At 47.5% G+C, this 25,570-nt stretch carries 23 protein-coding genes, 2 tRNA genes and 1 pseudogene; 19 read left to right on the forward strand and 7 right to left on the reverse strand.

Annotated features, from left to right (window positions below):
* Positions 1–12 precede the first annotated feature (12 nt).
* Both uvrB and G441_RS0105910 read right to left on the reverse strand, forming a co-directional pair.
* Positions 13–2,025 (reverse strand): excinuclease ABC subunit UvrB, encoded by a 2,013-nt coding sequence (uvrB, locus tag G441_RS0105905; protein ID WP_026375491.1) that lies wholly within the window; start codon positions 2,023–2,025, stop codon positions 13–15.
* Positions 2,025–3,440 carry an MATE family efflux transporter gene (locus G441_RS0105910; RefSeq protein WP_026375492.1) on the reverse strand — a complete coding sequence of 472 codons (1,416 nt, stop codon included), beginning with the start codon at positions 3,438–3,440 and terminating at the stop codon, positions 2,025–2,027. The genes uvrB and G441_RS0105910 overlap by 1 nt, the downstream gene beginning before the upstream one ends.
* 897 nt (positions 3,441–4,337) lie before the next feature.
* Here G441_RS0105910 and G441_RS0105915 point away from each other — a divergent pair.
* The 9 genes from G441_RS0105915 (at position 4,338) to nth (ending at position 10,911) form a co-directional block, all read left to right on the forward strand.
* Positions 4,338–4,414 (forward strand) — tRNA-Asn (locus G441_RS0105915).
* Between the two features lie 25 nt (positions 4,415–4,439).
* Positions 4,440–4,516 (forward strand) — tRNA-Asn (locus G441_RS0105920).
* Between the two features lie 136 nt (positions 4,517–4,652).
* Entirely contained in the window at positions 4,653–5,234 is a 582-nt protein-coding gene (gene rsxA / locus G441_RS0105925) for an electron transport complex subunit RsxA (RefSeq protein ID WP_026375493.1), read from the forward strand.
* Positions 5,234–5,800 carry an electron transport complex subunit RsxB gene (gene rsxB / locus G441_RS0105930; protein ID WP_026375494.1) on the forward strand — a complete coding sequence of 189 codons (567 nt, stop codon included), beginning with the start codon at positions 5,234–5,236 and terminating at the stop codon, positions 5,798–5,800. The genes rsxA and rsxB overlap by 1 nt, the downstream gene beginning before the upstream one ends.
* A gap of 1 nt (position 5,801) precedes the next feature.
* Positions 5,802–7,835: an electron transport complex subunit RsxC gene (gene rsxC / locus G441_RS18060; RefSeq protein ID WP_034474662.1), complete on the forward strand. Its 2,034-nt coding sequence runs from the start codon at positions 5,802–5,804 to the stop codon at positions 7,833–7,835.
* Positions 7,832–8,911, forward strand: coding sequence for an electron transport complex subunit RsxD (gene rsxD, locus G441_RS0105940; protein ID WP_026375495.1), 1,080 nt, complete (start codon positions 7,832–7,834; stop codon positions 8,909–8,911). Before rsxC ends, rsxD begins: the two co-directional genes overlap by 4 nt.
* The gene (rsxG, locus tag G441_RS0105945; RefSeq protein WP_026375496.1) at positions 8,908–9,570 is read left to right on the forward strand and encodes an electron transport complex subunit RsxG; all 663 of its coding nucleotides are present in this window, start codon (positions 8,908–8,910) and stop codon (positions 9,568–9,570) included. The genes rsxD and rsxG overlap by 4 nt, the downstream gene beginning before the upstream one ends.
* Positions 9,560–10,264 carry an electron transport complex subunit E gene (locus G441_RS0105950; protein WP_034474633.1) on the forward strand — a complete coding sequence of 235 codons (705 nt, stop codon included), beginning with the start codon at positions 9,560–9,562 and terminating at the stop codon, positions 10,262–10,264. The genes rsxG and G441_RS0105950 overlap by 11 nt, the downstream gene beginning before the upstream one ends.
* Positions 10,265–10,278: 14 nt before the next feature.
* On the forward strand, positions 10,279–10,911 hold the full coding sequence (gene nth / locus G441_RS0105955) for an endonuclease III (protein ID WP_026375498.1): 633 nt from the start codon (positions 10,279–10,281) through the stop codon (positions 10,909–10,911).
* A 47-nt stretch (positions 10,912–10,958) separates the two neighbouring features.
* Here the strand turns inward: nth and G441_RS19205 are convergent, their stop codons facing one another.
* Positions 10,959–12,404 (reverse strand): alpha/beta hydrolase-fold protein, encoded by a 1,446-nt coding sequence (locus G441_RS19205; RefSeq protein ID WP_051275384.1) that lies wholly within the window; start codon positions 12,402–12,404, stop codon positions 10,959–10,961.
* Between the two features lie 264 nt (positions 12,405–12,668).
* On the opposite strand from G441_RS19205, the pseudogene G441_RS18070 reads away from it, so the two are divergent.
* The 4 genes and pseudogenes from G441_RS18070 to glpQ all read left to right on the forward strand — a co-directional run.
* Positions 12,669–12,929, forward strand: a pseudogene (locus G441_RS18070) (endonuclease III); the annotation flags it as partial.
* Between the two features lie 129 nt (positions 12,930–13,058).
* Positions 13,059–14,291 (forward strand): sodium:proton antiporter NhaD, encoded by a 1,233-nt coding sequence (nhaD, locus tag G441_RS0105970; RefSeq protein WP_205622161.1) that lies wholly within the window; start codon positions 13,059–13,061, stop codon positions 14,289–14,291.
* Between the two features lie 98 nt (positions 14,292–14,389).
* The gene (gene gloA, locus G441_RS0105975) at positions 14,390–14,776 is read left to right on the forward strand and encodes a lactoylglutathione lyase (RefSeq protein WP_026375501.1); all 387 of its coding nucleotides are present in this window, start codon (positions 14,390–14,392) and stop codon (positions 14,774–14,776) included.
* A 5-nt stretch (positions 14,777–14,781) separates the two neighbouring features.
* Positions 14,782–15,765 (forward strand): glycerophosphodiester phosphodiesterase, encoded by a 984-nt coding sequence (gene glpQ / locus G441_RS0105980; RefSeq protein WP_026375502.1) that lies wholly within the window; start codon positions 14,782–14,784, stop codon positions 15,763–15,765.
* Here glpQ and G441_RS0105985 read toward each other — a convergent pair.
* Positions 15,762–16,637 carry a flagellar protein MotY gene (locus G441_RS0105985; RefSeq protein WP_051275410.1) on the reverse strand — a complete coding sequence of 292 codons (876 nt, stop codon included), beginning with the start codon at positions 16,635–16,637 and terminating at the stop codon, positions 15,762–15,764. The two genes, glpQ and G441_RS0105985, sit on opposite strands and share 4 nt — an antisense overlap.
* 166 nt (positions 16,638–16,803) lie before the next feature.
* Here G441_RS0105985 and rnt point away from each other — a divergent pair, with 166 nt between their 5' ends.
* Positions 16,804–17,418, forward strand: a complete 615-nt coding sequence (gene rnt, locus G441_RS0105990; RefSeq protein WP_240485093.1) for a ribonuclease T — start codon at positions 16,804–16,806, stop codon at positions 17,416–17,418.
* Between the two features lie 52 nt (positions 17,419–17,470).
* On the opposite strand, the gene G441_RS0105995 is transcribed toward rnt, so the two are convergent.
* Positions 17,471–18,076, reverse strand: coding sequence for a peroxiredoxin (locus G441_RS0105995; protein ID WP_026375505.1), 606 nt, complete (start codon positions 18,074–18,076; stop codon positions 17,471–17,473).
* Between the two features lie 214 nt (positions 18,077–18,290).
* On the opposite strand from G441_RS0105995, the gene G441_RS0106000 reads away from it, so the two are divergent.
* Positions 18,291–18,485, forward strand: coding sequence for a (2Fe-2S)-binding protein (locus G441_RS0106000; RefSeq protein ID WP_026375506.1), 195 nt, complete (start codon positions 18,291–18,293; stop codon positions 18,483–18,485).
* Positions 18,486–18,554: 69 nt separating this feature from the next.
* Here the strand turns inward: G441_RS0106000 and G441_RS0106005 are convergent, their stop codons facing one another.
* Positions 18,555–18,893 carry a Grx4 family monothiol glutaredoxin gene (locus G441_RS0106005; RefSeq protein WP_026375507.1) on the reverse strand — a complete coding sequence of 113 codons (339 nt, stop codon included), beginning with the start codon at positions 18,891–18,893 and terminating at the stop codon, positions 18,555–18,557.
* 264 nt (positions 18,894–19,157) lie between these two features.
* On the opposite strand from G441_RS0106005, the gene G441_RS0106010 reads away from it, so the two are divergent.
* The 4 genes from G441_RS0106010 to G441_RS0106025 all read left to right on the forward strand — a co-directional run bounded on the left by G441_RS0106010 (position 19,158) and on the right by G441_RS0106025 (position 24,656).
* Entirely contained in the window at positions 19,158–19,742 is a 585-nt protein-coding gene (locus G441_RS0106010; protein WP_026375508.1) for a superoxide dismutase, read from the forward strand.
* A gap of 160 nt (positions 19,743–19,902) precedes the next feature.
* Complete coding sequence (locus G441_RS0106015; RefSeq protein WP_026375509.1) at positions 19,903–21,825, forward strand: PrkA family serine protein kinase; 1,923 nt, start codon at positions 19,903–19,905, stop codon at positions 21,823–21,825.
* Positions 21,826–21,843: 18 nt separating this feature from the next.
* Entirely contained in the window at positions 21,844–23,130 is a 1,287-nt protein-coding gene (locus G441_RS0106020; RefSeq protein ID WP_026375510.1) for a YeaH/YhbH family protein, read from the forward strand.
* Positions 23,130–24,656, forward strand: a complete 1,527-nt coding sequence (locus G441_RS0106025; protein ID WP_026375511.1) for a SpoVR family protein — start codon at positions 23,130–23,132, stop codon at positions 24,654–24,656. The genes G441_RS0106020 and G441_RS0106025 overlap by 1 nt, the downstream gene beginning before the upstream one ends.
* On the opposite strand, the gene G441_RS19210 is transcribed toward G441_RS0106025, so the two are convergent.
* Positions 24,657–25,559, reverse strand: coding sequence for a TolB family protein (locus G441_RS19210; RefSeq protein WP_169726053.1), 903 nt, complete (start codon positions 25,557–25,559; stop codon positions 24,657–24,659).
* Between the last annotated feature and the right edge of the window lie 11 nt (positions 25,560–25,570).

Here is a 25,570-nt window from a genome sequence, read left to right on the forward strand (position 1 = left end):
TCGGGAGTCAGATTATGAGAGCTCGACGATTTTGGCCCGTAATTGCTCGATTTCATCTCGAGTGGCCGCCGCCTTTTCAAACTCCAGTTCTTTAGCATAGGTGAACATTTGTTTTTCCAACTCGGCGACTTTCGCCATTAATTCCGTGGCACTGAGCGCTTTGTATTCGGCTTTTTTATCTGCGACTTTACGAAGCTTTATACCTTTGCTGGAACCGCCCTCTTCACCTATATCCATGATATCCGTAATAGGTTTAACCAACTGCTTAGGCGTGATGCCATGTTCGGCGTTGTAAGCGGCCTGCTTTTCGCGGCGTCGATTAGTCTCATCAATCGCTTTCTGCATAGATTGCGTCACGGTGTCGGCGTACAGAATGGCTTTACCGTTAATGTTACGCGCCGCTCGCCCAATGGTCTGGATCAGTGAACGCTCGGCACGCAGGAAGCCTTCTTTGTCGGCATCAAGAATGGCAACCAGTGACACCTCTGGCATATCTAATCCTTCTCGCAACAAGTTGATCCCAACCAACACATCAAATTTACCAAGCCGCAGATCGCGAATAATTTCAATGCGCTCAACGGTATCGATATCAGAATGCAGGTAGCGCACTTTCACACCGTGTTCGTTCAGATATTCACTGAGATCTTCAGCCATTCGTTTGGTGAGCGTGGTAATCAACACCCGCTCATTGCTGGCCACTCGTAGATGTATTTCAGATAGCACATCGTCAACCTGCGACGCGACCGGCCTGACCTCCAGCTGCGGGTCGAGTAGTCCAGTCGGCCTGACCACCTGCTCCACTACCTCGCCTGACGACTTTTCAAGTTCATATTTGCCAGGCGTTGCCGAGACATAAATCGTTTGCGGACAGATTCGCTCAAACTCTTCAAACTTAAGGGGACGGTTATCCAGCGCAGAGGGTAGACGAAACCCAAACTCTACCAGCGTTTCCTTTCTGGACCTGTCGCCTTTGTACATTGCGCCAACCTGAGAGACCGTGACGTGGGATTCATCAATAAACATCAGCCCATCGGCAGGAAAATAATCTAACAAGGTCGGAGGCGGTTCGCCGGGTGCTCGTCCGGATAAATAGCGCGAGTAGTTCTCAATCCCAGAACAGTAGCCAAGCTCCAGCATCATCTCGATATCAAATTGAGTACGTTGGCTAAGGCGCTGTTCTTCAACCAGTTTATGATTATCCTTGAGCTGCTCGCGACGTTCTTTCAACTCAAGTTTAATGTCTTCCACTGCATTGAGGATTTTTTCCCTTGGCGTGACATAGTGGGTTTTCGGGAACACAGTGACACGCACTACACTCTTTTCGACTGCACCTGTGAGAGGGTCGAATAAGCTGATTTTTTCGATTTCCTCATCAAAAAGTTCTACTCTGACAGCCTGCTTTTCAGAGTCAGCTGGAAAGATGTCGATGACGTCACCACGGACTCTGAAGGTGCCGCGTTCAAATGCCAAATCATTGCGTTTATATTGCAGCTCCGCCAAACGCCTGAGTATCGCGCGCTGGTCCATCAAATCACCCTGGCGCAAATGCAGTAGCATTTTCATGTAGGACTGCGGGTCGCCCAATCCGTAAATAGCGGATACGCTGGCAATGATCACCACGTCGCGACGCTCCATCAGCGCTTTGGTGGCAGATAAGCGCATCTGCTCTATGTGGTCGTTTATCGATGCATCTTTCTCAATAAAAGTGTCGGTGCTTGGTACATAGGCTTCGGGCTGATAATAATCGTAATAAGAGACGAAGTACTCGACAGCATTATCGGGAAAGAATTCTTTGAACTCGCCGTATAACTGTGCAGCGAGTGTCTTGTTATGCGCCAGAATCAACGTTGGTCGCTGTACCTGTTCGATCACATTGGCCATGGTAAATGTTTTACCTGAGCCGGTTACCCCCAGTAGGGTCTGACAAACCAATCCATCTTCCAGCCCCTCTACCAGGGCATTAATTGCCTTGGGCTGATCACCGGCTGGTGCGAACTTGGATGCTAAACGAAATCCTCGCTCCATTATTCTCTCTCACTTACTGCTGTCACTGTGTCTGATGACATTGACGTTGCGGCATCTCTGGCTAAGGTGCGAACAAACCACATATAGGCAATTGCCGCCGTCATGGCGTTGGCAATGACGCCGCCCCAGAACATCCCAGGCAAGTCAAAAAGTACACTACCGGCATAGGACAGAGGCACAAAAAATACGAATAACCTGAGAATACTTAACCACAACGCCGCCATAGGTTTATGCATAGCATTAAACGACGAATTGCTGAGAATGATCACTCCCTGAAGCCCGTAACCAAGCGGCACAACCATCAAAAACAGACGAATGATCGAAGCAACTTCAGGATCATCAGTAAAGATGGCCGCAATATAGGGTGATAACAGCCACATCAGCGCATAGATAATAAGCTGCCAGATGAGTATAAAGCGTAAGACCTGCTTGTAGGCATGCTCCACGCGCTGCAGTTTATTTGCGCCAAAATTCTGGCTGATAAAGGGTGGCAGGCTCATAGACAATGCCAACACTACAATGCTGGCCATGGATTCGAGACGATTGCCTACCCCCCACGCAGCGACAGCTTCCGGTCCATATGACGCCACGAGCGCTGTCACAACGCCTCCGGCAATAGGTGTGAGCATATTCGCTCCGGCCGCGGGTAAACCGATTTTCAGTATGCCACCGCTGGTCAATCGCATTTCAGGCAGTGTCAGTAATCGTGGCAACATCAGCTGACGCTTGATAAGCAGCGACAATATATACACCACACCCACACCCCAGGCGATCATCGTGGCAATCGCAGCACCTTGTATTCCCATCGCAGGAATGGGCCCCCAACCAAAGATTAACAGCGGATCCAGAATCGCATTGATTGCACCGCCCATGGCCATAACCATGCTTGGCGTTTTAGTATCACCTGATGCCCTGAGGACGCTATTTCCCACCATAGGCAGGGCCAGAAATACGCCGGCCACATACCACACCACCATATAATCGTTTATATAAGGTAGTAACGCGTCTGATGCGCCCAACAAACGGAAAATAGGCTCGATCGTCATTACTCCAACCACTGCCAACGCGCCAACCAATAGGGTGGACAACATTAACGCACCGGTTGCAAACTCTTTGGCTAATAAGGTATCGCCAGAGCCCAGATAACGACCAATAGTGGCTGAGGTACCAATGCCCAAGCCAATGTTCAGACTGATAAGGGTGAAGGTTACCGGGAAGGTAAAACTGATCGCCGCCAGCTGCTCAGTGCCCAGCAAACTGACAAAAAACGTATCGACCAGGCCAAAGGTCATGAGCATGATCATGCCCATGATCATGGGTAGCGTCATACGTTTTAGCGTCTGACTGATATCACCATTCAATAAATCGGTGCCAGAAGGCTTTTTTCTCTGCGGTGTAGATGGATTCTCAGACATTCCACTGTTCATTTATGCTGCGATTCTGTGACAGGCATGTCAGCGTGCGAATCAGAAGAAAAGGAAAGACTTCAATGTTACGCGAGAGCACATGACTGTGCCAACATTCAGTGTAATAAGATATGTAAATACACCGTTTTTCACGTTATTTAATTTATCTGCCTATCATCATAAGCGTCATAATTTTGTCACACCGTTGTCATACCAATTCTCACTGTAAAGTCATGCGTGACAATGTTTCCAGACCCGATTCAGAGGTGAATTTTTATAAGTGAATCGAGCCCGTTTAAGGGTCGAATGGCATGAACTTACTGGCATGTTGTCAACAGTACAAAAAAGAAACACACAGTACTGCAATCTCTAAACTAAAATTTCAGTCATAACAACAGGATAGTTTCCAAGCAATTATTATGTGCATGTTTTTATTGGTTTTTTTAAAATAGTGTTGTAGCGGACGCATTAGCCTATTGACTTTAGTTTAATCTCTGTGTCGCATAACATTGTGATAATTTCCACAAAGTTATCCACAGTTTTAGTGGATAACTGGCAAAGGCTCAGTAATGGCGGGATGTGGCTGACAAATTGGCAAAATTTATGTGAGCTTTCACTAACGCTACCGACTATAACCTTAGGTTACATTTTTGTTAAACACTGTACTCAAATACAGGTGTCAAAAAATTATTTATATTGAAAAGCAATAAAGATCACGAAAATCAAATATAAATGTAATGAAAAATCAGGCGCCTTTTACGCCGCCATCTGAGCAATGAAATAAGCGACTTTTTAACCAATCTGATGCGCAATTGATCAATCCCCTGCCGCGTACGAAAATTTATTCTGAACAGTGTTGACACGATACCAGCAGCTCTTTATTATTCGCGTCCGTTGAAAAGCAGGTCCCCCTTAGCTCAGTTGGTTAGAGCGACGGACTGTTAATCCGCAGGTCCCCCGTTCGAGTCGGGGAGGGGGAGCCACTTTTCACCGCGAAGACGATACGCTTCCCCCTTAGCTCAGTTGGTTAGAGCGACGGACTGTTAATCCGCAGGTCCCCCGTTCGAGTCGGGGAGGGGGAGCCACTATCGCCCGGATAGTCACGAAAATCCCTCATATTTCTGCCAATAACCCTAGTTTTATCAAGTTGTTATTACCAAACTAAACGGCGATAATAGGCGGGTACGTCACACCGGTCCGTCACAACACATCCTGGTTAGCATGACAGAATTCGTTCTTCTACTCGTAAGTACAGTGCTGGTAAATAATTTCGTGCTGGTTCAGTTCCTTGGCTTGTGCCCGTTTATGGGGGTGTCAGGGAAGCTGGAAACGGCAATAGGCATGTCTATGGCAACGACTTTTGTCCTGACATTAGCCTCACTGGCCAGCTACCTGATTGAAAATTATGTGCTTATTCCTCTCGATATCGCTTATCTGAGAACATTGAGCTTTATCCTTGTCATTGCAGTTGTTGTGCAGTTTACGGAAATGGTGGTGCATAAGACCAGTCCAACGCTGTATCGACTTTTAGGCATTTTCTTGCCGCTGATCACGACTAACTGCGCCGTACTTGGCGTCGCACTATTAAATATCACTAAGCAGCACTCCATGCTTGAATCCATCATTTATGGCTTTGGTGCCGCGGTCGGGTTTTCACTTGTGCTGATCTTGTTCGCCGCCATGCGCGAGCGGCTAGTCGCAGCAGATGTACCCACCCCATTTAAAGGGGCATCGATAGCGATGATCACCGCTGGGTTAATGTCTCTTGCGTTCATGGGCTTTACAGGGTTGGTCAAATTGTGATGGATGTGTTGTCAGCTCCGTTAGCGATTGGTCTTTTGGCACTTGCGTTTGGCGCCATACTGGGCTTTGCTGCCGTGCGTTTCAAAGTGCAGGCTGACCCCTTAGTTAACCAGATTGATGACATACTGCCGCAAACACAATGTGGGCAGTGTGGATACCCTGGATGCAGGCCGTATGCACAGGCCATTGCAGACGGTGACGAGATTAACAAATGTCCGCCCGGCGGCGAGGCCACGATTAAAAAACTGGCTGATTTAATGGGTGTCGAGCCTAAACCCCTCGATGCTGCACATGGCGAAGAAGATGTAAAAAAAGTTGCATTCATCCGCGAAGACGAATGTATTGGTTGTACAAAATGTATTCAGGCATGCCCGGTAGACGCCATACTAGGCGCAGCAAAGCATATGCATACGGTCATGGCAGATGAGTGTACAGGCTGTGATTTATGTGTTGAGCCCTGCCCTGTTGATTGTATTGATATGGTACCGGTAACAACGACTACCGCATCCTGGCGCTGGCGGTTACAGGATCATCTTCAGCAGATCCCAGTGAAGCAGGTGTCGTAACATGGCCATTACTCCGCTCTCAGTTGAAGACATTTTTGACCGACTCAAACGCGGAAAACGCTGGGACTTTCCCGGTGGTGTGCATCCTGCTGAGCATAAAACGCTTTCGAACCAGAGTGAAATTGCCCGCGTGAAACTGGCTGACAAGCTGTACATACCGTTAAAGCAGCACATCGGTGTAGAAGGTGAGCTGCAGGTATCAGTCGGACAAAAGGTGTTAAAAGGACAGCCTCTCACGCACAGTGCCCATCCGTTTGCTGTGCCCGTGCATGCATCAACCTCTGGTACCGTGGTAGATATTGCACCACAGGTAGCCGCTCATCCATCTGGATTATCTGAGCTCAGCGTCGTGATTGAGCCTGACGGCATAGACCAGTGGATCGACCTGAAGCCGCTCAGCAACTATCAGGAAATGGACAAGGCTCAGGTTGTCGAAGCCATATGTGACGCGGGTATCAGCGGGCTTGGCGGGGCAGGCTTCCCCTCACATATCAAAGCCCAACCTGGTAAAAACGTTGAGTTTCTGGTCATTAACGGTGTCGAGTGTGAACCATATATCACCTCTGACGACCGACTGATGCGTGAACATGCCTGGCAAATTCGTCAGGGAATAGATGTACTGGTGCACCTACTCGCGCCTCGTCATGTCATTATCGCCGTTGAAGATAACAAACCGGAAGCACTGGATGCACTTAGCGTAGCGTGCCGCGATGCGTCCAACTATCTGGTCTGTGACGTCGCGACAAAATACCCTGCCGGTGGTGAAAAACAGCTCGTTCAGGTCCTCACCGGACGCGAAGTACCCGGTCAGGGTTTGCCCATCGATGTCGGCGTGATCATGTACAATGTTGGGACATGCTTCGCCATCGCCGATGCGATATTCAGTGGCAAACCACTGGTTGAACGAGTGGTAACGCTCACCGGCGGCGCATTGAACAAACCCCACAATGTCTGGGCACCGCTGGGCACGCCTGTCGAACATCTGCTGTCAGTAGCAGAATACCAACCAGGTAAACAGGCATCCCCACGGGTCATTATGGGTGGCCCAATGATGGGATTTACTGTTACAGATGCTCGCGTACCTGTGGTCAAAATTACCAACTGCCTGCTGGTTCCATCCGTCGATGAAGTACGCAACGATAACGCCGAACAGCCATGCATTCGATGTTCAGCCTGTGCCGATGCCTGCCCTGCTTCATTACTGCCTCAGCAGCTTTACTGGCATAGCAAAGCCGCGGAGCTTGATAAAGCACAGGACTATAACCTGTTTGACTGCATTGAATGCGGTGCCTGTGCCTATGTATGTCCCAGTGAAATTCCGCTAGTGCAATACTATCGTCAGGCCAAAGCGGATATTCGTAACCAACGGGACGAAAAAGACAAGGCTGAACGGGCAAAACGTCGATTTGAGGCGCGCAAAGCAAGACTGGAAGCCGAACAACAGGCCCGTGAAGAAAAACACCGCAAGGCTGCCGAAGCACGAAAGCAGGCAATGCAAAATAAAGACACTGACAAATCTGCTCGTGTCAGCGATGCCATTGCCCGGGCCAAAGCGAAAAAGCAGCAAACAGAGAATGTGACTGAGCCGGTCGCGGAAACACAACCTAAAAACGCGGCTGTTGCCGCGGCTATCGCCAGAGCGAAAGCAAAACGGGCTGCGCAAACTGACGCCGAGAAGAAGCCTGAAGCTACAGTGCAACCGTCTCCTGCGCATAACCATGAGTCCGATAATGACGATGCGGAGTCTGCAGCACAGCGTAAACAACGTCAGATAGCCGCGGCTGTTGCACGAGCCAAGGCGAAAAAGCAACAGGGGCAGGACGTCAATAAAACTACACCCGCGCAACATAAAAGCGATGAAGCTGGTAATAACGAGCAGCAGAGTGAGCAAGACATTCAGCGCCAAGCAGAGAGCAAACAGCAGAGGATCGCTGCGGCTGTAGCCAGGGCTAAAGCAAAAAAGGCCAATAGACAGCAGGCGCAGAATACGTCTGATTCTGACGATGTCACAGAAGAGAAAAATAGCCAATCATGAAATTCGCACTTGCCAGTTCTCCTCATCAACGAGTAAACCGTGATACCGGCCAGATCATGCGTATGGTGTGTTATGCCGCACTGCCGGGCATTGCGATGCAATGCTGGTTTTTCGGCATGGGCGTACTGGTTCACCTGCTTATCGCCAGTGCCACCGCCGTCGCAACCGAAGCACTGATACTGGAGTTACGGAAAAAAGACTTTGAGCGTGCAGTTAAAGATTGCAGTGCACTGTTAACCGCGTTACTGATTGCGGTCAGCATTCCACCCTTCGCCCCCTGGTGGATTACCGTGATTGGCACAGTCTTCGCGATCGGTGTCGTCAAGCAACTGTATGGTGGCCTGGGCTTTAACTTATTTAATCCCGCTATGGCAGCGTACGTCATGCTGCTGGTGTCGTTCCCGGTGCAAATGACAGCATGGCTACCACCGCAGTCACTGGCTGAGCAATCGCATAACCTGATGGATGCCATCAGCATCATTTTCAGCGGATTCACCACTGAAGGCTACAGCATTTCTCAGCTACGTGTCGATGTGGACGGCGTGACGCTGGCAACCCCATTGGATGCCGTAAAAACCGGGCTGACACAGGGTAAAACGGTGTCGGAAACGCTTGGATTATCTATTTTCAACGGTGCGACCGGGATAGGCTGGTTTGCCGTTAACGCTGCCTTCTTGCTAGGCGGTTTGTTTCTATTACAACAGCGCGTAATCAGTTGGCATATGCCGATTTCCATGTTAGCCGGACTGGCACTAACAGCGTCATTTTTCTACTTACTCGACAGCGACCAATACAGTTCGCCCTGGTTTCACCTGTTCAGCGGCGGGGCCATGTTGGGCGCATTTTTCATCGTCACCGACCCTGTATCCGGCTCGACGACCCGTAACGGCAGGCTGATATTTGGCGCCGCCATCGGTATCTGGGTCTATATCATCCGGCAGTGGGGAGGCTATCCCGACGCTATTGCGTTTGCGGTCCTTATTATGAATATGGCCGTACCATTAATTGATTATTACACCCAGCCAAGGACGTATGGTCATCGTAGCAACAGTAGCAATAAAGGAGCGCGACGATGATCAGGAACATTGGTAAAAATGGCGCGATATTAGCTGCCTTTGCGATACTGACCACGTTGCTGATTGTGCTGACCTCGCTGGCAACGGACAGTACCATCACACAGCAGCAGCAATCGAAGCTGCGTCAAACACTGAATACGGTGATTCCTGCCAACCTGCATGAAAATGACATTGCGGCCAACTGCGTCATCGTGACTGACGCACAGCTACTAGGGCCGTCAGCTAATAGACGGATATACAGAGCGAGCGTTAATGGTGAATATGTCGCGATGGCGATAGAAGCCACAGCGCCGGATGGTTACAGTGGTGATATTGATTTATTGGTGGGCACCCGTTTGGATGGCACCGTAACGGGCGTTAGAGTACTGTCTCACCGTGAAACCCCCGGTCTCGGTGATAAAATTGACGCCTCAATCAGCGACTGGATTTTAGCCTTCAATGGCAAACGCTACAGCGATGAGTCACGCTCCCGTTGGGCAGTCAAAAAAGATGGCGGACAGTTTGACCAGTTCACGGGAGCAACCATCACGCCACGTGCTGTCGTGTCTGCGGTAGCCAGAGCTGTGCAGTTCGGACAGCAAAATCAGTCTGAGCTACTGCAAGCCGAGAATAACTGCGCTCTGGACACGGATCATGAGGACAATGCTCATGCACAATGAATATCGCGAGCTTAGCTGGCAGGGCTTATGGAAGAACAACGCCGCGCTGGTGCAGCTATTGGGCTTGTGTCCACTGCTGGCCGTCACCTCGACAACCATTAACGGACTAGGCCTGGGTCTGGCAACAACGCTGGTATTGATTGGCTCAAACACGACGGTATCGCTGGTCAGGAATCTGGTCCCCAATGAAATCCGTATCCCGATTTTTGTGATGGTCATTGCTGGATTTGTCACTATCACCCAGCTGCTGATGAATGCGTTTACCTATGATTTGTATCTGGCGCTTGGCATTTTCATTCCTTTGATCGTCACCAACTGCGCGATTATTGGCCGGGCCGAAGCCTATGCGTCTAAAAACCCAGTTCATTATGCCGCGTTTGATGGACTAATGATGGGCTTAGGTTTTACCAGCGTGCTAGTGTTGCTTGGCGCACTGCGTGAAGTGTTGGGTTACGGCACCTTGCTGGCCGGAGCCGACAGGCTGTTTGGGGACTGGGCCTCCGTGCTCACCGTTTCCGTTTATCATGCCGATAGCGCTTTTTTGCTGGCGATCCTGCCGCCTGGCGCATTTCTTGGTATGGGGCTACTGATTGCACTAAAAAATGCACTGGATAACCGTATCGAAAAAATGTTTGCCCAACAACAACCTGAAAAGACCGTCACACGGGCCAGAGTCACGACAGAGAGTAACTAATCCTTAGCATCGCCATGAATAAACAAAAACGCCTCGAAATCCTGACTCGCCTCCGAGAGGCGAATCCACACCCGACCACAGAGCTGAAATTTTCTACGCCATTTGAATTGCTGGTCGCGGTGACACTTTCTGCACAGGCTACTGATGTGAGCGTAAATAAGGCGACCGATAAGCTGTTTCCTGTTGCCAATACTCCGCAGGCCATTGTCGATTTGGGTGTGGAAGGTTTAAAGGAATACATCAAGACAATTGGGCTGTTCAACTCCAAAGCAAATAATGTGGTTAAGCTCAGTCAAATTTTGCTGGATAAGCATGGCGGTGAAGTACCGGAAAGTCGTGAGGCACTTGAAGCGCTGCCGGGAGTGGGCCGAAAAACGGCTAATGTTGTGCTCAATACGGCGTTTGGCTGGCCTACCATCGCTGTCGACACGCATATTTTCCGTGTATCAAACCGCACCAAGTTCGCAATGGGTAAGGATGTTGTTGCCGTAGAGCAAAAGCTTGAGAAAGTCGTACCTAAAGAGTTTAAAGTCGATGTACATCACTGGCTCATCCTGCATGGCCGCTATACCTGTGTGGCACGTAAACCAAAGTGCGGTAGTTGCATTATTGAAGACTTATGTGAGTTTAAAGATAAGACTGAATAGCTTTTGAAGAATTGCATCCCTGCAATTTACCAATGTCAGACAGTTACTTATTTTGCACAACTCTCTTTTCGATACTTGTAGACCTGACCATAAGCAAAAACATTAACTGTATTTTTGTCAAATTCAAATCTTAACTTGGGCTGTGTTCGCATAAAAAAACTATTCTGAGTGTCCGCAAACAATTTAAAATCAAGCCACTCTTTTCTGGCTCCAATTAGATTATTTTCTTTTAAATAAAATTTAAATATTGAGCTAGGATCCGATTCTGATACATAACAACCTGAGAATAGTTTTAATGTTGCCAATTTATGTACTATTGGGTTTTCTAAAAGCTCAATTGCCGCTTCATATCTCTTTGCAACCCCATCGCCAAAAGAATTTGAGGTTCTGGCATATTTTACAGCTTCTTTATATTGTTCTATTGCCAGTTTAGCCTGGTCATTTAATACGTAAACATCAGCCAATGCTTCATGATTAAATGCATATTCAGGATAGGACTCAATATTGGCTTTGAGCACAGTAATTGCACCGACAAAATCGCCCTTATTTATAAGATACTGAGATAACTGGCTAAAAAGTTCACCTGTTTGGGTAACACTAGAGCCATAAACTCGCTTTGTTCTTTGAATAAACTTTATAAAATCATCCGAACTAAATTCAGACCATAACGCTTCATGAAATATTGCGCCCTTGAAAACATGCTGTAAACCATCATAAACCGATTGTAAAGTAACTGACATATGCCCTTCTTCCAAATAGTGTTGATGAGCATATACATCTTTAGACCCCCCTTTGTTTATAAGAGCATCATAAAATTGCTTCAGTTCTTGTTTCATTCCATACCCATCTAATTCACCGATACCAAAATAAATAGGAATATTAGCGCCAACTTTAAATTGCTCTGTATTTTCCAATCTACGAATTAAGTGATAGTCATCCCACCACAAAGCAGGCGAAATGATAATATAGGCATTGAAAAAGCTATTCCCAATTAAGAATTGATGCGCAGAAAATAATCCTCCTAAAGAGTGCCCTTCAAGTATTCTAAATTGATGAGTTCTGTAATGTTTATCAACATACTCCATTACTTCTTTTTCTATAAAGTCTGAAAACTTAACCGCCCCTCCACTTTCTTTTGAATAATTTAAATCTTGAGTAGGGGTAAAATCTTTAACCCTCGTTTTACTTGGGATCGCAACAATAATGGTTTCTGGTATTCCTTTCCATTTGGATAACATTCTGGAACTTGCTACAGCATGTTCCAGGTTTTGTGCGCCATCCAAAAGAATTAATACAGGATAAGTTGTGTCACTTTTATTATAACTATCAGGTAAGGATATAAAAAAGGTTCTCTCTTCATTAAGAACATTTGAGTGAATTAAAAATTCTGATGCTATGGAGTAATCACCTTGTGGAGTGATATTTATTTCATCAGCATTGCAATCAATGTTAACAAGAATTAAAACAAATAGAGCAACTTTTACTATATACATATATCTTCCAGTTTCTTAAATTTTATAAACACATAGTCGATGCGTTATCGCAGAAAGTTTTAAAATAATTTAAATAAAAGAATAAAAGAATAAAAGCCATGCTAACGTGTTAAGTCATCAACATTTTATCGTCTGCATTTTTAAGTAAGTTCAAAGTTGATGACTAACACAGTTAAAAAATTGGACTATTTTTACTTAAACAGACTTTGTTTTACTTCCAATCAACGATAGGTAACATACATATCTACCTAATACTTGAAATATCTACTTTCATTATCTTTTGGCTGGCCCACCATTGCTGTTGATACTCACATTTTCCGCGTATCTAACCGTACTAAGTTTGCTATGGGTAAGAACGTCGATAAAGTGGAAGAAAAGCTACTCAAGGTTGTCCCCAAAGAGTTTAAGGTCGACGTACACCATTGGCTAATCTTACACGGACGCTATACCTGCGTTGCACGCAAGCCCCGGTGCGGCTCATGTATTATTGAAGATCTCTGTGAATTTAAACAAAAAACAGAGTAAACTGCGCGCCACTTAACAACTCCTCTGCATTTTCCGCGTGGTAGCCTTTTCACGATCGCTGTTTAGCGGCCTGCGTGCACTGCAGAAAATATCATTGCGGTTTCTCAACTGCACTAGAAAGCCAATCAAATGATACAAACTCTCATTGTTAGCCTCTCTATCCTTGCTCTGCTGTTGGTGGTGCTTGAAGAGAAAATTCACATTAATAAAGCGAAAAGCACCTTATTTTTAGGCAGCCTGTGTTGGCTTATTTTTTATATTTATCCCGATTCCGGTTTTGACAGCCATCAAATAACGGAAAACCTGAACGAAAATTTATTGGAGATTGCGTCCCTATGGCTGTTTTTGATGTCAGCGATGACATTTGTTGCCTATCTGAATGGTAAAGGCTTCATATCCAGTCTGGTGCAACGCGTATTACCCAGTCAAATAACGGAACGTAAACTACTTATTTTTCTGGGCCTTGCCGCATTTTTATTTTCGTCATTGGCTGACAACGTGACCGCCACGCTGGTCTCCGTGGCGGTCATTACACAGTTACGTATCTCGGTCCGTAAGCAGCTTAAGTATGCCGTACTGGTAGTGTTTGCGGTTAACAGTGGCGGCGTATCTCTTATTACCGGCGATGTCACTACGTTAATGATCTTCCTGGCTGACAAGGTCACCATTCTGAGTCTCTTACAACTCATTCTGCCCGCCATTGCAGGTGTCCTTACTCTGGCATTGTTACTGTCTTCAAATATGTCTGAGCTGGTTGTATTAAACACGGAGAAAAAACCAATACACGCTGCTGATAAGCTGATCGCAGTGATTTTTTTACTGACCATCATAGCGACACTAACCTTTAACGTGTTGTTTAATGTGCCGCCAGTGCTGACTTTTTTATTCGGTTTAAGTCTGATGTTTCTGTGCGGTCATTTTATGCATAAGCCTAAGACCAACCCGAATGTGCTCAACTATATTCGTGAAATTGAGTTCGACACGTTGCTGTTTTTCTTGGGAATTTTATTAATTGTTGGCGCATTGAAAGTACTACATGTGCTAGACGACATTGCGCTGCTCTATCAGTACCTACCAACCTCTGTGGCAAATTATCTGTTAGGTATCGCATCGGCACTGATAGATAACGTTCCGTTGACAGCCGCCGTGTTAAAAGCAAACGTAAACCTCACTGCCACTGAATGGTTATCGATGACCTACGCGGTAGGCGTAGGAGGCTCTCTGCTTGTTATCGGCTCTGCTGCCGGTATTATTGCGATGAGCAAAGTAAAAGAACTTAACTTCATGAGTTACCTGAGAATGTCGTTTCGTTTATTACTGGCCTACTCCGTTGGCTACTGGCTAACGGTATTTATGTTGTAGTCATTCAGCCTGATATCAATAGAAACCCGTTGCCTGTGATCTGCCTTTGTTAAATTTACGAATTGTAGTAACACACAGACAATCATTGAGGAGCTTTTATGCGCATTCTTCACACCATGCTACGAGTCGGCGATTTAGATCGCTCGGTAGAGTTTTACACTAAGGTCATGGGCATGACCTTATTGCGCCAGGCAGATAACGAACAGTACCGCTATACCCTGGCGTTTGTGGGTTACGGACCTGAATCAGAGCAAGCCGTGTTGGAGCTGACGTATAACTGGGACACCAGCGAGTACGATATGGGAAATGCCTATGGCCACATCGCCATTGGCGTCGAAGACATTTACGGGCTGTGCGAGCAAATTGAACAGAACGGCGGCGATGTGTATCGCAAGCCAGGGCCGGTACTTGGCGGCAAGACAGTCATTGCTTTTGTACGCGATCCTGATGGTTACGCGATCGAACTTATTGAACGCAAAGGCTGACATAAATGCGGATTGCGGCATTACTGCTGCTATTCATCTTTTCTAGTAGAGCATACTGTCAGGCATTGGTTATCGCGCACCGCGGTGCGTCAGGCTACCTCCCGGAACACAGCATTGCCGCAGCAGCCCTCGCTTACGGTACAGGTGCTGACTACATTGAACAGGACATCGTTTTGTCAAAAGACAAGGTGCCGGTTGTCTTGCATGACATCCACCTTGGCACCGTTACAGATGTCGAACGTCGTTTTCCCGAACGAAAACGAGACGATGGTCGCTATTATGTGATTGACTTTACCCTGGATGAACTCAAGCAGCTTCGTCTGCATGAACGCCAAAAGCAAAATGGCCAGCAGGTCTACCCATCGCGTTTTCAGGCGCGGGGAGACTTTCGTATTGCCACATTTGAAGAGCATATTCAGCTCGTCAATGAATTGAATCGAATGACAGGCAAAAACGTGGGTCTGTATGCGGAAATCAAGGCCCCGGCGTGGCACCAAAAACAAGATGCTGATATCAGCAGCATCGTGCTGGAAGTATTACGCCAGTATCAACTTGATGATGCCTCCCTGCCTATATTTATCCAATGCTTTGACTTTACCGAGCTGCGACGCTGGCGAGAAAAACTGAATGCAAAGGTGAAACTTATCCAACTGATTGGCGAAAACGAGTGGCAGGAATCCGATACCGATTATGAACAACTTATCAAGCCTGACGGCCTGGCCAGGATCGCTGAATTCGCCCAGGGAATCGGACCCTGGATCCCTCAGTTGGTAGACTTATCAACGACTGAGCAAACGTCACTTATGAACGACGCACGTAAAGCTGGCTTACTGGTCCACCCCTACACGTTTAGAGTTGATGATTTACCCGACGGCGTGAGTCCGCAACATGCCATGCACACTCTGCTAAATGTCGTAAAGGTTGACGGCATTTTTACTGACTTCAGTGACCGCGTATTGGCCTATCAGCAAGCACATGGCATGCGTTAGGATTTCGCCATCCTGATTACCACGCGACGGTTTTTAGCCCGTGACATGTCGTTTGAATTAGGCGCCACATGACGTTTTTCACCATGTCCTGTGACCTCAATTCTGTCTGGCGCAACCCCCATACGGCTGAAGTAGTCTTTGATCTGGGTAGCTCGCCTGATGGATAACTGCTCATTGTTCCAACGGCCGCCATAGCTATCGGTGTAACCATCCAGCAGCACTAATTCAAGCTCACTATCCTCTTTAAGATATTCGCCAATCATTGCCAGACGGCGTTGAGAGTATTTGCTCAGCTCGACACTGTTCTTTTTGTAGGACAGTACCGTGTAGGCAATATCTTCAAAGCTGTACGGCAATAAATTAGCGACGCAGTCGACAAACGCGTGATAAGGCTCCATAAAATTACTGGCGTGAAGACTTACGGCAACCTTATCAAATTCGTTGTACCAGTCCTGATAGTAAACCGTAGGTTGATACCCCTTCTCCAGCTCAGAAAGCACCGTCCAGGCAGTGTCCTCAGGCAGATCGCCATTGTACTGCGCACGAATCGTCATATCATCAAGACGCTTTTGCGGCTTGCCAGGCATCCACGATGGAGGCACCGAATATACCGCTGCAACGCCTCGGTTTTTTGGCAGGCGCAGCATATCCAACTCAAATTCCATGTTCAGCTGCTTGGAGGCCATGCTGGTAAACAGTGCCGTGCCATAGCCGGGGATCGCATGGGCTAGCGTGCACTGCAGGCGGTTACTGGTTTCTACCCGCCAGTCAGAAGACGGTATTTCAGAGTGGTATTGTCGCAGGCTGGCGTGCGAAGCCATACTGGATGACAGGCTGGCAAATGCAACGGCGACCCATAATTTGCGTATCATCATTATTTGTAAATCCCCAACTGTATGCAGGTATTATCGGCCACAAAACACATTTTTAAAGTCCAACGATGCACCTTCGTCAATCATCGTTGGTTGTCCTGATTTTGCTACTCGACACTGATATACTCCACGCCAGTTTATACAACTTTAGCGAGTACCGTGTATTTTGGCATTGAATCAACGTTTTCGAGGTTACTTTCCGGTCATTATTGACGTCGAGACAGCGGGCTTTAATGCCACAACCGATGCCTTACTTGAGGTCGCAGCAGTGACGGTCAAAATGCTCCCGAACGGAGAGTTGGAGCCTGATCAGACCTTTCATTATCATATTGAGCCGTTTGCAGGGGCTAACCTTGAACCTGCCGCGTTGGAATTCAATGGTATCGACCCGCACTGTGCACTGCGGGGCGCGATAAGTGAACAGGATGCCATGAAGGAGTTGTGCAAAGGGGTCCGCAAGGCGCAAAAAAAAGCAGAATGCCAGCGTTCGGTCATCGTTGCACATAACGCGTCGTTCGATCAGGGTTTCATCAATGCGGCATGTCAGCGCTCTGACGTAAAGCGCACACCTTTCCACCCGTTTGTGTCATTTGATACGACGACTTTAGCTGGACTGGCATTGGGACAGACAGTATTGGTGAAAGCATGCGAAGCGGCTGACATTGCGTTTGATCAGCGCGAGGCCCACTCTGCCTTATACGATGCGCAGCGTACAGCCGAGCTGTTCTGTCATATTGTCAACAAGTGGCGCACCCTGGGTGGTTGGCCACCAGCGAGTTGAATTCAGGCAATAAAAAAGCCGCCCGCAGGCGGCTTTGAAAACGAAAGGAGAGTTACAGGCTCTCTGAATTTTCTGACAGGTACTTCGCCACACCTTCAGGTGATGCGTCCATACCTGATTGGCCTTGTTGCCAGCCAGCAGGACACACCTCACCATGCTCCTGGTGGAACTGCAGCGCATCAACCATACGCAGCATTTCGTCTACGTTACGGCCGAGTGGCAGGTCATTAACTACTTGATGACGTACTACGCCCTCTTCATCGATCAGGAACGAACCGCGGAACGCAACGCCGTCTGTAGGATGCTCTACGTCGTACGCCTGACAGATTTCATGCTTAACGTCGGCAACCAGGGTGTATTTAACCTGACCGATACCGCCATCATTGATTGCCGTGTTGCGCCATGCGTTATGACTAAATTGAGAATCGATAGACACACCGATAACTTCAACACCACGTTTCTGGAATTCTTCAAATCGCTTATCGAATGCTATCAGCTCTGACGGACAAACGAATGTAAAGTCCAGAGGATAAAAGAAGATGACCGTTTTCTTTCCTTTGGTGGCTTCTGACAGAGTGAAGCTATCAACTATTTCACCGTTTCCAAGCACTGCAGCGGCAGTGAAGTCCGGGGCAGGACGACCTACGAGTACGCTCATTTGATTCTCCAAAATGATTTGTTAGTTAGGTTTTTATCGGTGTGTTTTGTCTCAGAATCCGGCACGACACACCTGTAATACTACGCTTGGAATATAGGTACGGATTAATGAAAAACAAGCGACACCTCGAAAAAATCACAATTGATTAAATTTTTGCTTGAATTTATCTAAATAACAATTATTATCATTTGCATCTACTTTTTCAGGGGCCAGTATGTACGTTTGCATGTGTTACGGTGTGACCGATAAACAAATTGCTCGCGCAGTGAAAGAATCGGGCGTGGGTAATGTGCGTCAACTGCGTCAACAACTGCAGCTCGGCTCACAGTGCGGAAAGTGCATTCAGATGGCACAGCAAATTATCGACGATACGATTGTCGATGAATCACTGTTTAAAGACGTTGGCTAGCTAACGTCTGCCGAGTAGATATGAAATGTGAAAAGAGCGCCTGCGGCGCTCTTGTTATTTGTTAAGTGCTTATTCGTCGTCCGCGGGCTTGGTTTTGGCCGCCGTCTCCTTTATTAGGGGTTGCAGTTCTCCCTGTTGAAACATCTCCAGGATGATGTCACAACCACCAATCAATTCACCCTCAACCCACAGCTGTGGAAACGTTGGCCAATCCGCATACTTCGGCAGTTCCGCCCGAATGTCAGGATTCTGTAAAATATCAACATACGCAAAGGCCTCGCCGCAGGACATGAGTGCCTGCGCAGCCTGAGCAGAAAAGCCGCAGTTAGGCATCTTCGGCGATCCTTTCATATATAACAGAATCGGATTCTCTTCTATCTGCTGCTTTATTCGGTCAAGTGTATCCATGTAAGAGCGCTCTCATATAAAACGAATGTGTTGGGATCATTTGGGCCATACGGAGAAATTTCAAGGTATCATTGCCCGTGCAAGGCGACAAGTGATCTGAAATGTCGTTAAGCCATTACTTATTACGGTATTTTATCTACTCGGCATTGGTTTTTTCCGATCAAACCGCATATCTTTCAGCTATAGCCGATCAATGGCGCATTGTTGCGCCTGTTTGGTCGACAAGCTACGTAAATATGTGACGATCAAAAATGGAGACACAACATGGCATTTGAACTACCTGCTCTACCCTATGAAAAGAACGCACTAGAGCCTCACATTTCGGCTGAAACTCTCGAATTCCACTACGGTAAGCACCATGCAACCTACGTCACCAAACTGAACGGTCTGGTTGAAGGGACGGACATGGCCAACATGAGTCTCGAAGAGGTCGTTAAGAATTCTGAAGGTGGTGTTTTCAATAATGCTGCACAAATTTGGAATCACACGTTTTACTGGAACAGCCTGAGCCCCAACGGTGGCGGCGAGCCTACTGGCGCACTGGCAGATGCCATCAACGCTAAGTGGGGCTCGTTTGATGAATTCAAAGCGGCGTTCAATGACAAAGCGGTTAACAACTTTGGTTCAAGCTGGACCTGGCTGGTCAAAACCGCTGACGGTGGTCTGGACATCGTGAACACCAGCAATGCAGCGACCCCACTGACTGATGAAGGCGTAACGCCGCTGATGACCGTTGACCTGTGGGAGCACGCCTACTACATCGATTATAGAAATCTGCGTCCGAAGTATATGGAAGGTTTCTGGTCACTGGTCAACTGGGACTTTGCCGCGGAAAATTTCGCAGCATAATTTGCCCCGCTAGACTGTGCAACACCCGGCCCTGGCCGGGTGTTTTTGTTTATAGCCTCAACGATAAGTCGTAAAAAATAAAAATCTTGCAACACACTGTGCCGAATTAGGGTCTAAGCTTTATGTAGGGTTTCTGGTTTTATTACCCTGGAGAGTTTTGATGGGCATTTTTGAGCATTACAGAGAGCGTTACGAAGCACATAAAGAAGAAGAATATAGCATTCAGGAATTTTTAGACCTTTGCCGAGAGGACAGTGGCGCCTACGCCAATGCGGCAGAACGACTATTAACGGCCATTGGAGAGCCACAAATGGTCGATACCTCGCAAGACCCCGCATTAAGTCGCCTATTTTCCAATCGTGTGATCGCACGTTACCCCGCATTTAATGAATTCTACGGGATGGAAGAAAGCATTGAGCAAATCGTGGCGTATTTGCGACATGCTGCACAGGGTCTGGAGGAGAAGAAACAGATTCTGTATTTACTTGGGCCGGTCGGTGGCGGCAAGTCGTCCATGGCTGAAAAGCTCAAAGAGTTAATGCAGACCGTGCCTATCTATGTGCTTAAGGGATCGCCTGTCAACGACCATCCTTTTTGCCTGTTTGATGCTAATGAGGATGGCGATATTCTGCAAAAAGAATACGGCATTCCCAAGCGATATCTGAAGCCAATCATGTCACCGTGGGTCAGAAAGCGGCTACATGAATACAATGGCGACATCAGCCAGTTTAAAGTCGTCAAAGTGTATCCGTCGATACTGGACCAGATGGCCATCGCAAAAACCGAACCCGGTGATGAGAATAATCAGGATATCTCGGCACTGGTCGGTAAAGTGGATATACGCAGACTTGAACAATTCGCCCAAAACGATCCCGATGCGTATAGTTATTCAGGTTCACTGTGCAAGGCCAATCAGGGACTGATGGAATTTGTTGAGATGTTCAAAGCACCGATTAAGGTATTACATCCTCTTCTGACCGCCACGCAGGAGGGCAATTACAACCCTACTGAAGGTTTCTCAGCACTGCCATTTGACGGTCTGATACTAGCCCACTCAAATGAATCAGAGTGGCAGTCATTCAGAAACAATAAGAATAACGAAGCCTTTTTGGACCGGGTGTATATTGTCAAAGTGCCCTACTGTCTGAGGGTCTCAGAAGAGATCAGGATTTACCGTAAGCTGCTGGAAAGCAGTGAGTTATCTGGTGCACCCTGTGCTCCTGATACACTGGAAGTATTAGCCCAGTTCAGTGTCTTATCGCGATTGAAAGAGCCAGAAAACTCCAGCGTATACTCGAAAATGCGGGTCTATAACGGCGAAAGTCTTAAAGATACCGATCCCAAAGCCAAGTCTTATCAGGAATACCGTGACTATGCGGGTGTAGATGAAGGCATGAACGGCTTGAGTACGCGGTTTGCATTCAAAATCCTATCCCGGGTGTTTAATTTTGACCATCAGGAAGTCGCTGCCAACCCTGTCCATCTTTTTTATGTGTTGGAACAGCAGATTGAGCGTGAGCAGTTTCCTGCCGAGATGGCTGACCGTTATAAAGAATTTTTGAAAGGCTACCTGATCCCCAAATATGTGGAATTTATCGGCAAGGAGATTCAAACCGCCTACCTGGAATCCTACTCGGAATATGGCCAGAACTTATTCGATCGCTATGTGACCTATGCCGACTTCTGGATCCAGGACCAGGAGTATCGGGATCCTGAAACCGGACAACTGTTCAATCGTGAAGCACTTAACGCTGAACTGGAAAAAACCGAGAAGCCTGCCGGCATCAGTAATCCCAAGGATTTCAGAAACGAAATCGTCAACTTTGTGCTGCGGGCAAGAGCCAACAACGGTGGTAAAAATCCAGCCTGGACGAGCTACGAGAAATTGCGGACTGTCATTGAGAAGAAAATGTTCAGCAATACAGAGGATTTGCTGCCCGTCATTTCATTCAATACCAAAGGCTCAGCGGAAGATAAGAAAAAGCATGACGACTTCGTTAAACGCATGATGGAAAAAGGCTACACGCAAAAGCAGGTGAGATTATTGTGCGAATGGTACTTGCGGGTTCGCAAGGCGTCCTGAGCAGCACGGCAGTAGTCTATGTCACACTTTATCGACCGGCGCCTGAACAGCAAAGGCAAAAGCACTGTCAACCGACAGCGTTTTTTGCGTCGCTACAAGCAGCAGATCAAGCGCGCCGTGTCAGACGCGATAAGTCAGCGCAGTGTCACCGACGTTGACAGTGGAGAAAAGGTCAGTATTCCAACCCGGGATATATCAGAGCCCATTTTTCATACCGGTAAAGGCGGTAAGCGAGAAATGGTGCATCCAGGTAACGACCAGTTTGCCAAAGGAGATAAAATAAAGCGGCCTGAGCAAAACGGTGGCTCAGGCAGTGGTGATGGAGACGCCAGTAACGAAGGAGAAGGTCAGGATGAGTTCATGTTTGAAATATCCAAAGATGAGTACCTCGACCTGCTGTTTGAAGATCTTGCTCTGCCTAACCTGAAAAAAAACCAGTTCGATAAGGTGATCCAGTGGGAAACACACCGGGCAGGCTACAAGTCTGACGGTGTGCCCAGCAATTTAGATATTGTACGTTCATTAAAAGGCTCGGTGGCCCGGCGTATTGCTCTTACGGCTGGAAAAAAAGCCAGACTAAAGGAGCTCGAGCAGTCGCTCTGTGAATTGCGCGATGACACCCACGATCACCCAATTGAAATCGCTGAACTTGAGCAGCAGATTGCTGCTCTCAAGGCCCAAATAGCAGCGGTTCCTTTCATTGATACCTTTGATTTACGATTCAGAAATTACGAGCGGCGACCATTACCGACCAGCAAGGCGGTCATGTTTTGTCTGATGGATGTATCCGGCTCTATGGATCAGGCCACCAAGGATATGGCGAAGCGGTTTTATATTTTGTTATACCTGTTTTTAAGCCGCACCTACAAAAACGTTGACGTTGTATATATTCGACATCATACCCAGGCCAAAGAAGTGGATGAGCAGGAGTTTTTCTATTCGCAGGAGACTGGCGGTACGATCGTCTCAAGCGCTCTAAAACTGATGAATGACATTATCCTCGAGCGTTACTCGTCAGGTGACTGGAACATATACGCCGCACAGGCCTCCGATGGTGATAACTGGGCAGATGACTCACCGCAGTGCGGCAAACTTTTAGAATCGAGATTATTACCCGCCTGTCGTTACTACGCTTATATTGAAATTACCGAAAGACAGCACCAGAGCCTGTGGCGAGAGTACGAGCGTGTTGCACAGAGTAATGACAATTTCGCTATGAAACACATTCGTCAGGTTGAAGACATTTACCCGGTATTCAGGGAGCTTTTTGAAAAAGTCCCTCATAGACGTGGAGAGAATCCTTAATGGCTAAAAAAGCGGTCACACCATTAAGCGATGGGCCTGACTGGACGTTCGAGTTGTTAGCCGAATATGAACGCGAAATTGACCGCGTTGCCAAGCATTACGGCCTGGATACGTATCCCAATCAAATCGAAATCATTACCGCTGAACAAATGATGGATGCTTACGCCAGTATCGGCATGCCAATCAACTATTCACACTGGTCTTTTGGCAAAAAGTTTATCTCCACTGAACAAAATTATCGCCGTGGTCAGATGGGTCTGGCCTATGAAATTGTCATCAACTCTAACCCCTGCATTGCCTATCTGATGGAAGAAAATACCATCACCATGCAGGCGCTGGTGATGGCGCATGCCTGTTATGGGCACAATTCATTTTTTAAAAACAACTATCTGTTTGAAACCTGGACGGACGCCAGCTCAATCATCGACTATCTGGTATTCGCCAAAAATTATGTCGCCAGGTGTGAACAGAAGTATGGTGTCACTGAGGTTGAGAATACCCTTGACTCCTGTCATGCGTTGATGAATTTCGGTGTTGATCGTTACAAACGTCCGCAGAAGATTTCCCTGCAGGAGGAACGGGAACGTCAAAAAGACAGAGAGCGTTATCTGCAATCGCAGGTCAATGATTTATGGCGCACTGTGCCCCGTACCAGCGATCAGGCGCAGCAACAACAAGCGCGCTTTCCTGCCGAGCCACAAGAGAATTTGCTGTATTTTATTGAAAAAAACGCGCCTTTACTGGAGCCCTGGCAGCGAGAGTTGGTGCGCATCGTTCGCAAAGTGTCACAGTATTTTTATCCTCAAAAGCAAACTCAGGTCATGAATGAGGGCTGGGCCTGTTTTTGGCACTATCACCTGCTCAATCATTTGTATGATGAAGGTAAAGTGACCGATCGCTTCATCATGGAGTTTTTGCACAGTCACACCAATGTTGTAGCCCAGCCACCCTACAACAGTCCCTATTATTCGGGCATTAATCCCTATGCGTTGGGATTTAATATGTTTATGGATATCAAGCGGATCTGCCAGTCTCCCAGCGAAGAAGACCGCTATTGGATGCCGGATATTGCCGGAAAGGACTGGTTGGAAACGGTGCACTGGGCAATGCGTAATTTTAAGGATGAAAGTTTTATCTCACAGTTTTTGTCGCCCAAGTTAATGCGTGACTTTAAATTGTTTGCCATTGAAGATGATGACGCCAAGCAATTTCTCGAGATCAGCGCTATTCACGATGAGCAGGGGTATCGCATGATCCGCGAAAAGCTCTCGGCGCAATACAATCTGAGCAATATTGAGCCAAACATTCAGGTCTATAATGTCGATTTGCGGGGAGATCGTTCGCTAACGCTGCGCTACATTCCACAACACGGGATACCGCTGGCTGACAGCAAAGATGAAGTGCTTAAACATTTGCATCGGCTATGGGGTTTTGATGTCAGGCTCGAACAGCAAACCAACGACAAACATATTGAACTGATAGGCGCTTGCCCCGACGCCGTGATCCAGTCTTCGCTGCAAATTTAACTACTCGCTGCGACTACAAACCAATGCCAGCTGCGACATTTGCTGGTTAGCGGCAAGTCGGGTTATCCCTGCCCCACATGCATCAGTGAGATCGGCTACTTCGCGCCACTGTTGCGTCGATGCTGATTGCCAGCGATACAGTTTACTACCCTGCGCTAGCAATACGCTACCATCCGTCAGCCATGTATAGTAAGTCACATTGGCGGGCATCTGAATAAGCTTTGTGACGCTATCATCAGCAGGATTGTATGACATTAGCCACCATGCTGCCTGCTCTCCCGAGCCCAAACGTTGCGTAAAACTCATGTTTGTTGAACCAGGAATGGCATACAGGCTGGGACCGATGTCTGCTGCGACGACGCGGCTTGTGTTACTGTCCAGGTTGCCCATTTGCAGCGTATGTGGCTCGCCGAGCACAAACATGATGACCCGTTTTTCATCAACCCAGGCGTGGTATCCCACCGGCTCTGCGTCCAACAACTTGCCCCGTGATTCACCATTGTTCTCGTATGCCCAAAGCCACTGCTTACCGTCTTTATCAACGTGAATCGTGCTGAAACCATTTCCTGTGGGAAGCGGCGTTGGTGAATATTCGCTTTGCGCCGAGTTGGTCAGATTCACCGCGTCCCCTGTGTTCAAGTCGAATGCCATGATATCCATCTGAGATGATGAATCTGATTCAATTGCGGCGGTGTAATAAAGCGATTTGCCGTCGGCTAGAAAGTACGGTTGATTGTCATATTGCGTGCGATCGGTCAGGCGTTTTATAGCGCTCACTTCAATGTTATCAGAGCCAACCGAAATACTGGCCAGCAGGATGTCACTGCCGGGCACCTGCGCTTGTAATGAACTGGATATTGCAAGAGCTGAAAACGTGAAGGACCGAAGAGCATTGCGCCACATGTTATTTTCCA

It is taken from the genome of Aestuariibacter salexigens DSM 15300, assembly GCF_000429145.1.
In the GTDB taxonomy this organism is placed as follows: Bacteria; Pseudomonadota; Gammaproteobacteria; order Enterobacterales; family Alteromonadaceae; genus Aestuariibacter; species Aestuariibacter salexigens.

Coding starts and splice junctions, on each gene's coding strand:
- G441_RS19210 (WP_169726053.1), bottom strand. CDS start 25,559: ATGTGGCGCAATGCTCTTCGGTCCTTCACGTTTTCAGCTCTTGCAATA.
- uvrB (WP_026375491.1), bottom strand. CDS start 2,025: ATGGAGCGAGGATTTCGTTTAGCATCCAAGTTCGCACCAGCCGGTGAT.
- nhaD (WP_205622161.1), top strand. CDS start 13,059: ATGATACAAACTCTCATTGTTAGCCTCTCTATCCTTGCTCTGCTGTTG.
- G441_RS19205 (WP_051275384.1), bottom strand. CDS start 12,404: ATGTATATAGTAAAAGTTGCTCTATTTGTTTTAATTCTTGTTAACATT.
- rsxA (WP_026375493.1), top strand. CDS start 4,653: ATGACAGAATTCGTTCTTCTACTCGTAAGTACAGTGCTGGTAAATAAT.
- G441_RS0105910 (WP_026375492.1), bottom strand. CDS start 3,440: ATGTCTGAGAATCCATCTACACCGCAGAGAAAAAAGCCTTCTGGCACC.
- glpQ (WP_026375502.1), top strand. CDS start 14,782: ATGCGGATTGCGGCATTACTGCTGCTATTCATCTTTTCTAGTAGAGCA.
- G441_RS0106015 (WP_026375509.1), top strand. CDS start 19,903: ATGGGCATTTTTGAGCATTACAGAGAGCGTTACGAAGCACATAAAGAA.
- G441_RS0106025 (WP_026375511.1), top strand. CDS start 23,130: ATGGCTAAAAAAGCGGTCACACCATTAAGCGATGGGCCTGACTGGACG.
- gloA (WP_026375501.1), top strand. CDS start 14,390: ATGCGCATTCTTCACACCATGCTACGAGTCGGCGATTTAGATCGCTCG.
- G441_RS0105985 (WP_051275410.1), bottom strand. CDS start 16,637: ATGATACGCAAATTATGGGTCGCCGTTGCATTTGCCAGCCTGTCATCC.
- G441_RS0106005 (WP_026375507.1), bottom strand. CDS start 18,893: ATGGATACACTTGACCGAATAAAGCAGCAGATAGAAGAGAATCCGATT.
- G441_RS0106000 (WP_026375506.1), top strand. CDS start 18,291: ATGTACGTTTGCATGTGTTACGGTGTGACCGATAAACAAATTGCTCGC.
- G441_RS0106010 (WP_026375508.1), top strand. CDS start 19,158: ATGGCATTTGAACTACCTGCTCTACCCTATGAAAAGAACGCACTAGAG.
- G441_RS0105995 (WP_026375505.1), bottom strand. CDS start 18,076: ATGAGCGTACTCGTAGGTCGTCCTGCCCCGGACTTCACTGCCGCTGCA.
- rsxB (WP_026375494.1), top strand. CDS start 5,234: ATGGATGTGTTGTCAGCTCCGTTAGCGATTGGTCTTTTGGCACTTGCG.
- G441_RS0105950 (WP_034474633.1), top strand. CDS start 9,560: ATGCACAATGAATATCGCGAGCTTAGCTGGCAGGGCTTATGGAAGAAC.
- rsxG (WP_026375496.1), top strand. CDS start 8,908: ATGATCAGGAACATTGGTAAAAATGGCGCGATATTAGCTGCCTTTGCG.
- rsxD (WP_026375495.1), top strand. CDS start 7,832: ATGAAATTCGCACTTGCCAGTTCTCCTCATCAACGAGTAAACCGTGAT.
- G441_RS0106020 (WP_026375510.1), top strand. CDS start 21,844: ATGTCACACTTTATCGACCGGCGCCTGAACAGCAAAGGCAAAAGCACT.
- nth (WP_026375498.1), top strand. CDS start 10,279: ATGAATAAACAAAAACGCCTCGAAATCCTGACTCGCCTCCGAGAGGCG.
- rsxC (WP_034474662.1), top strand. CDS start 5,802: ATGGCCATTACTCCGCTCTCAGTTGAAGACATTTTTGACCGACTCAAA.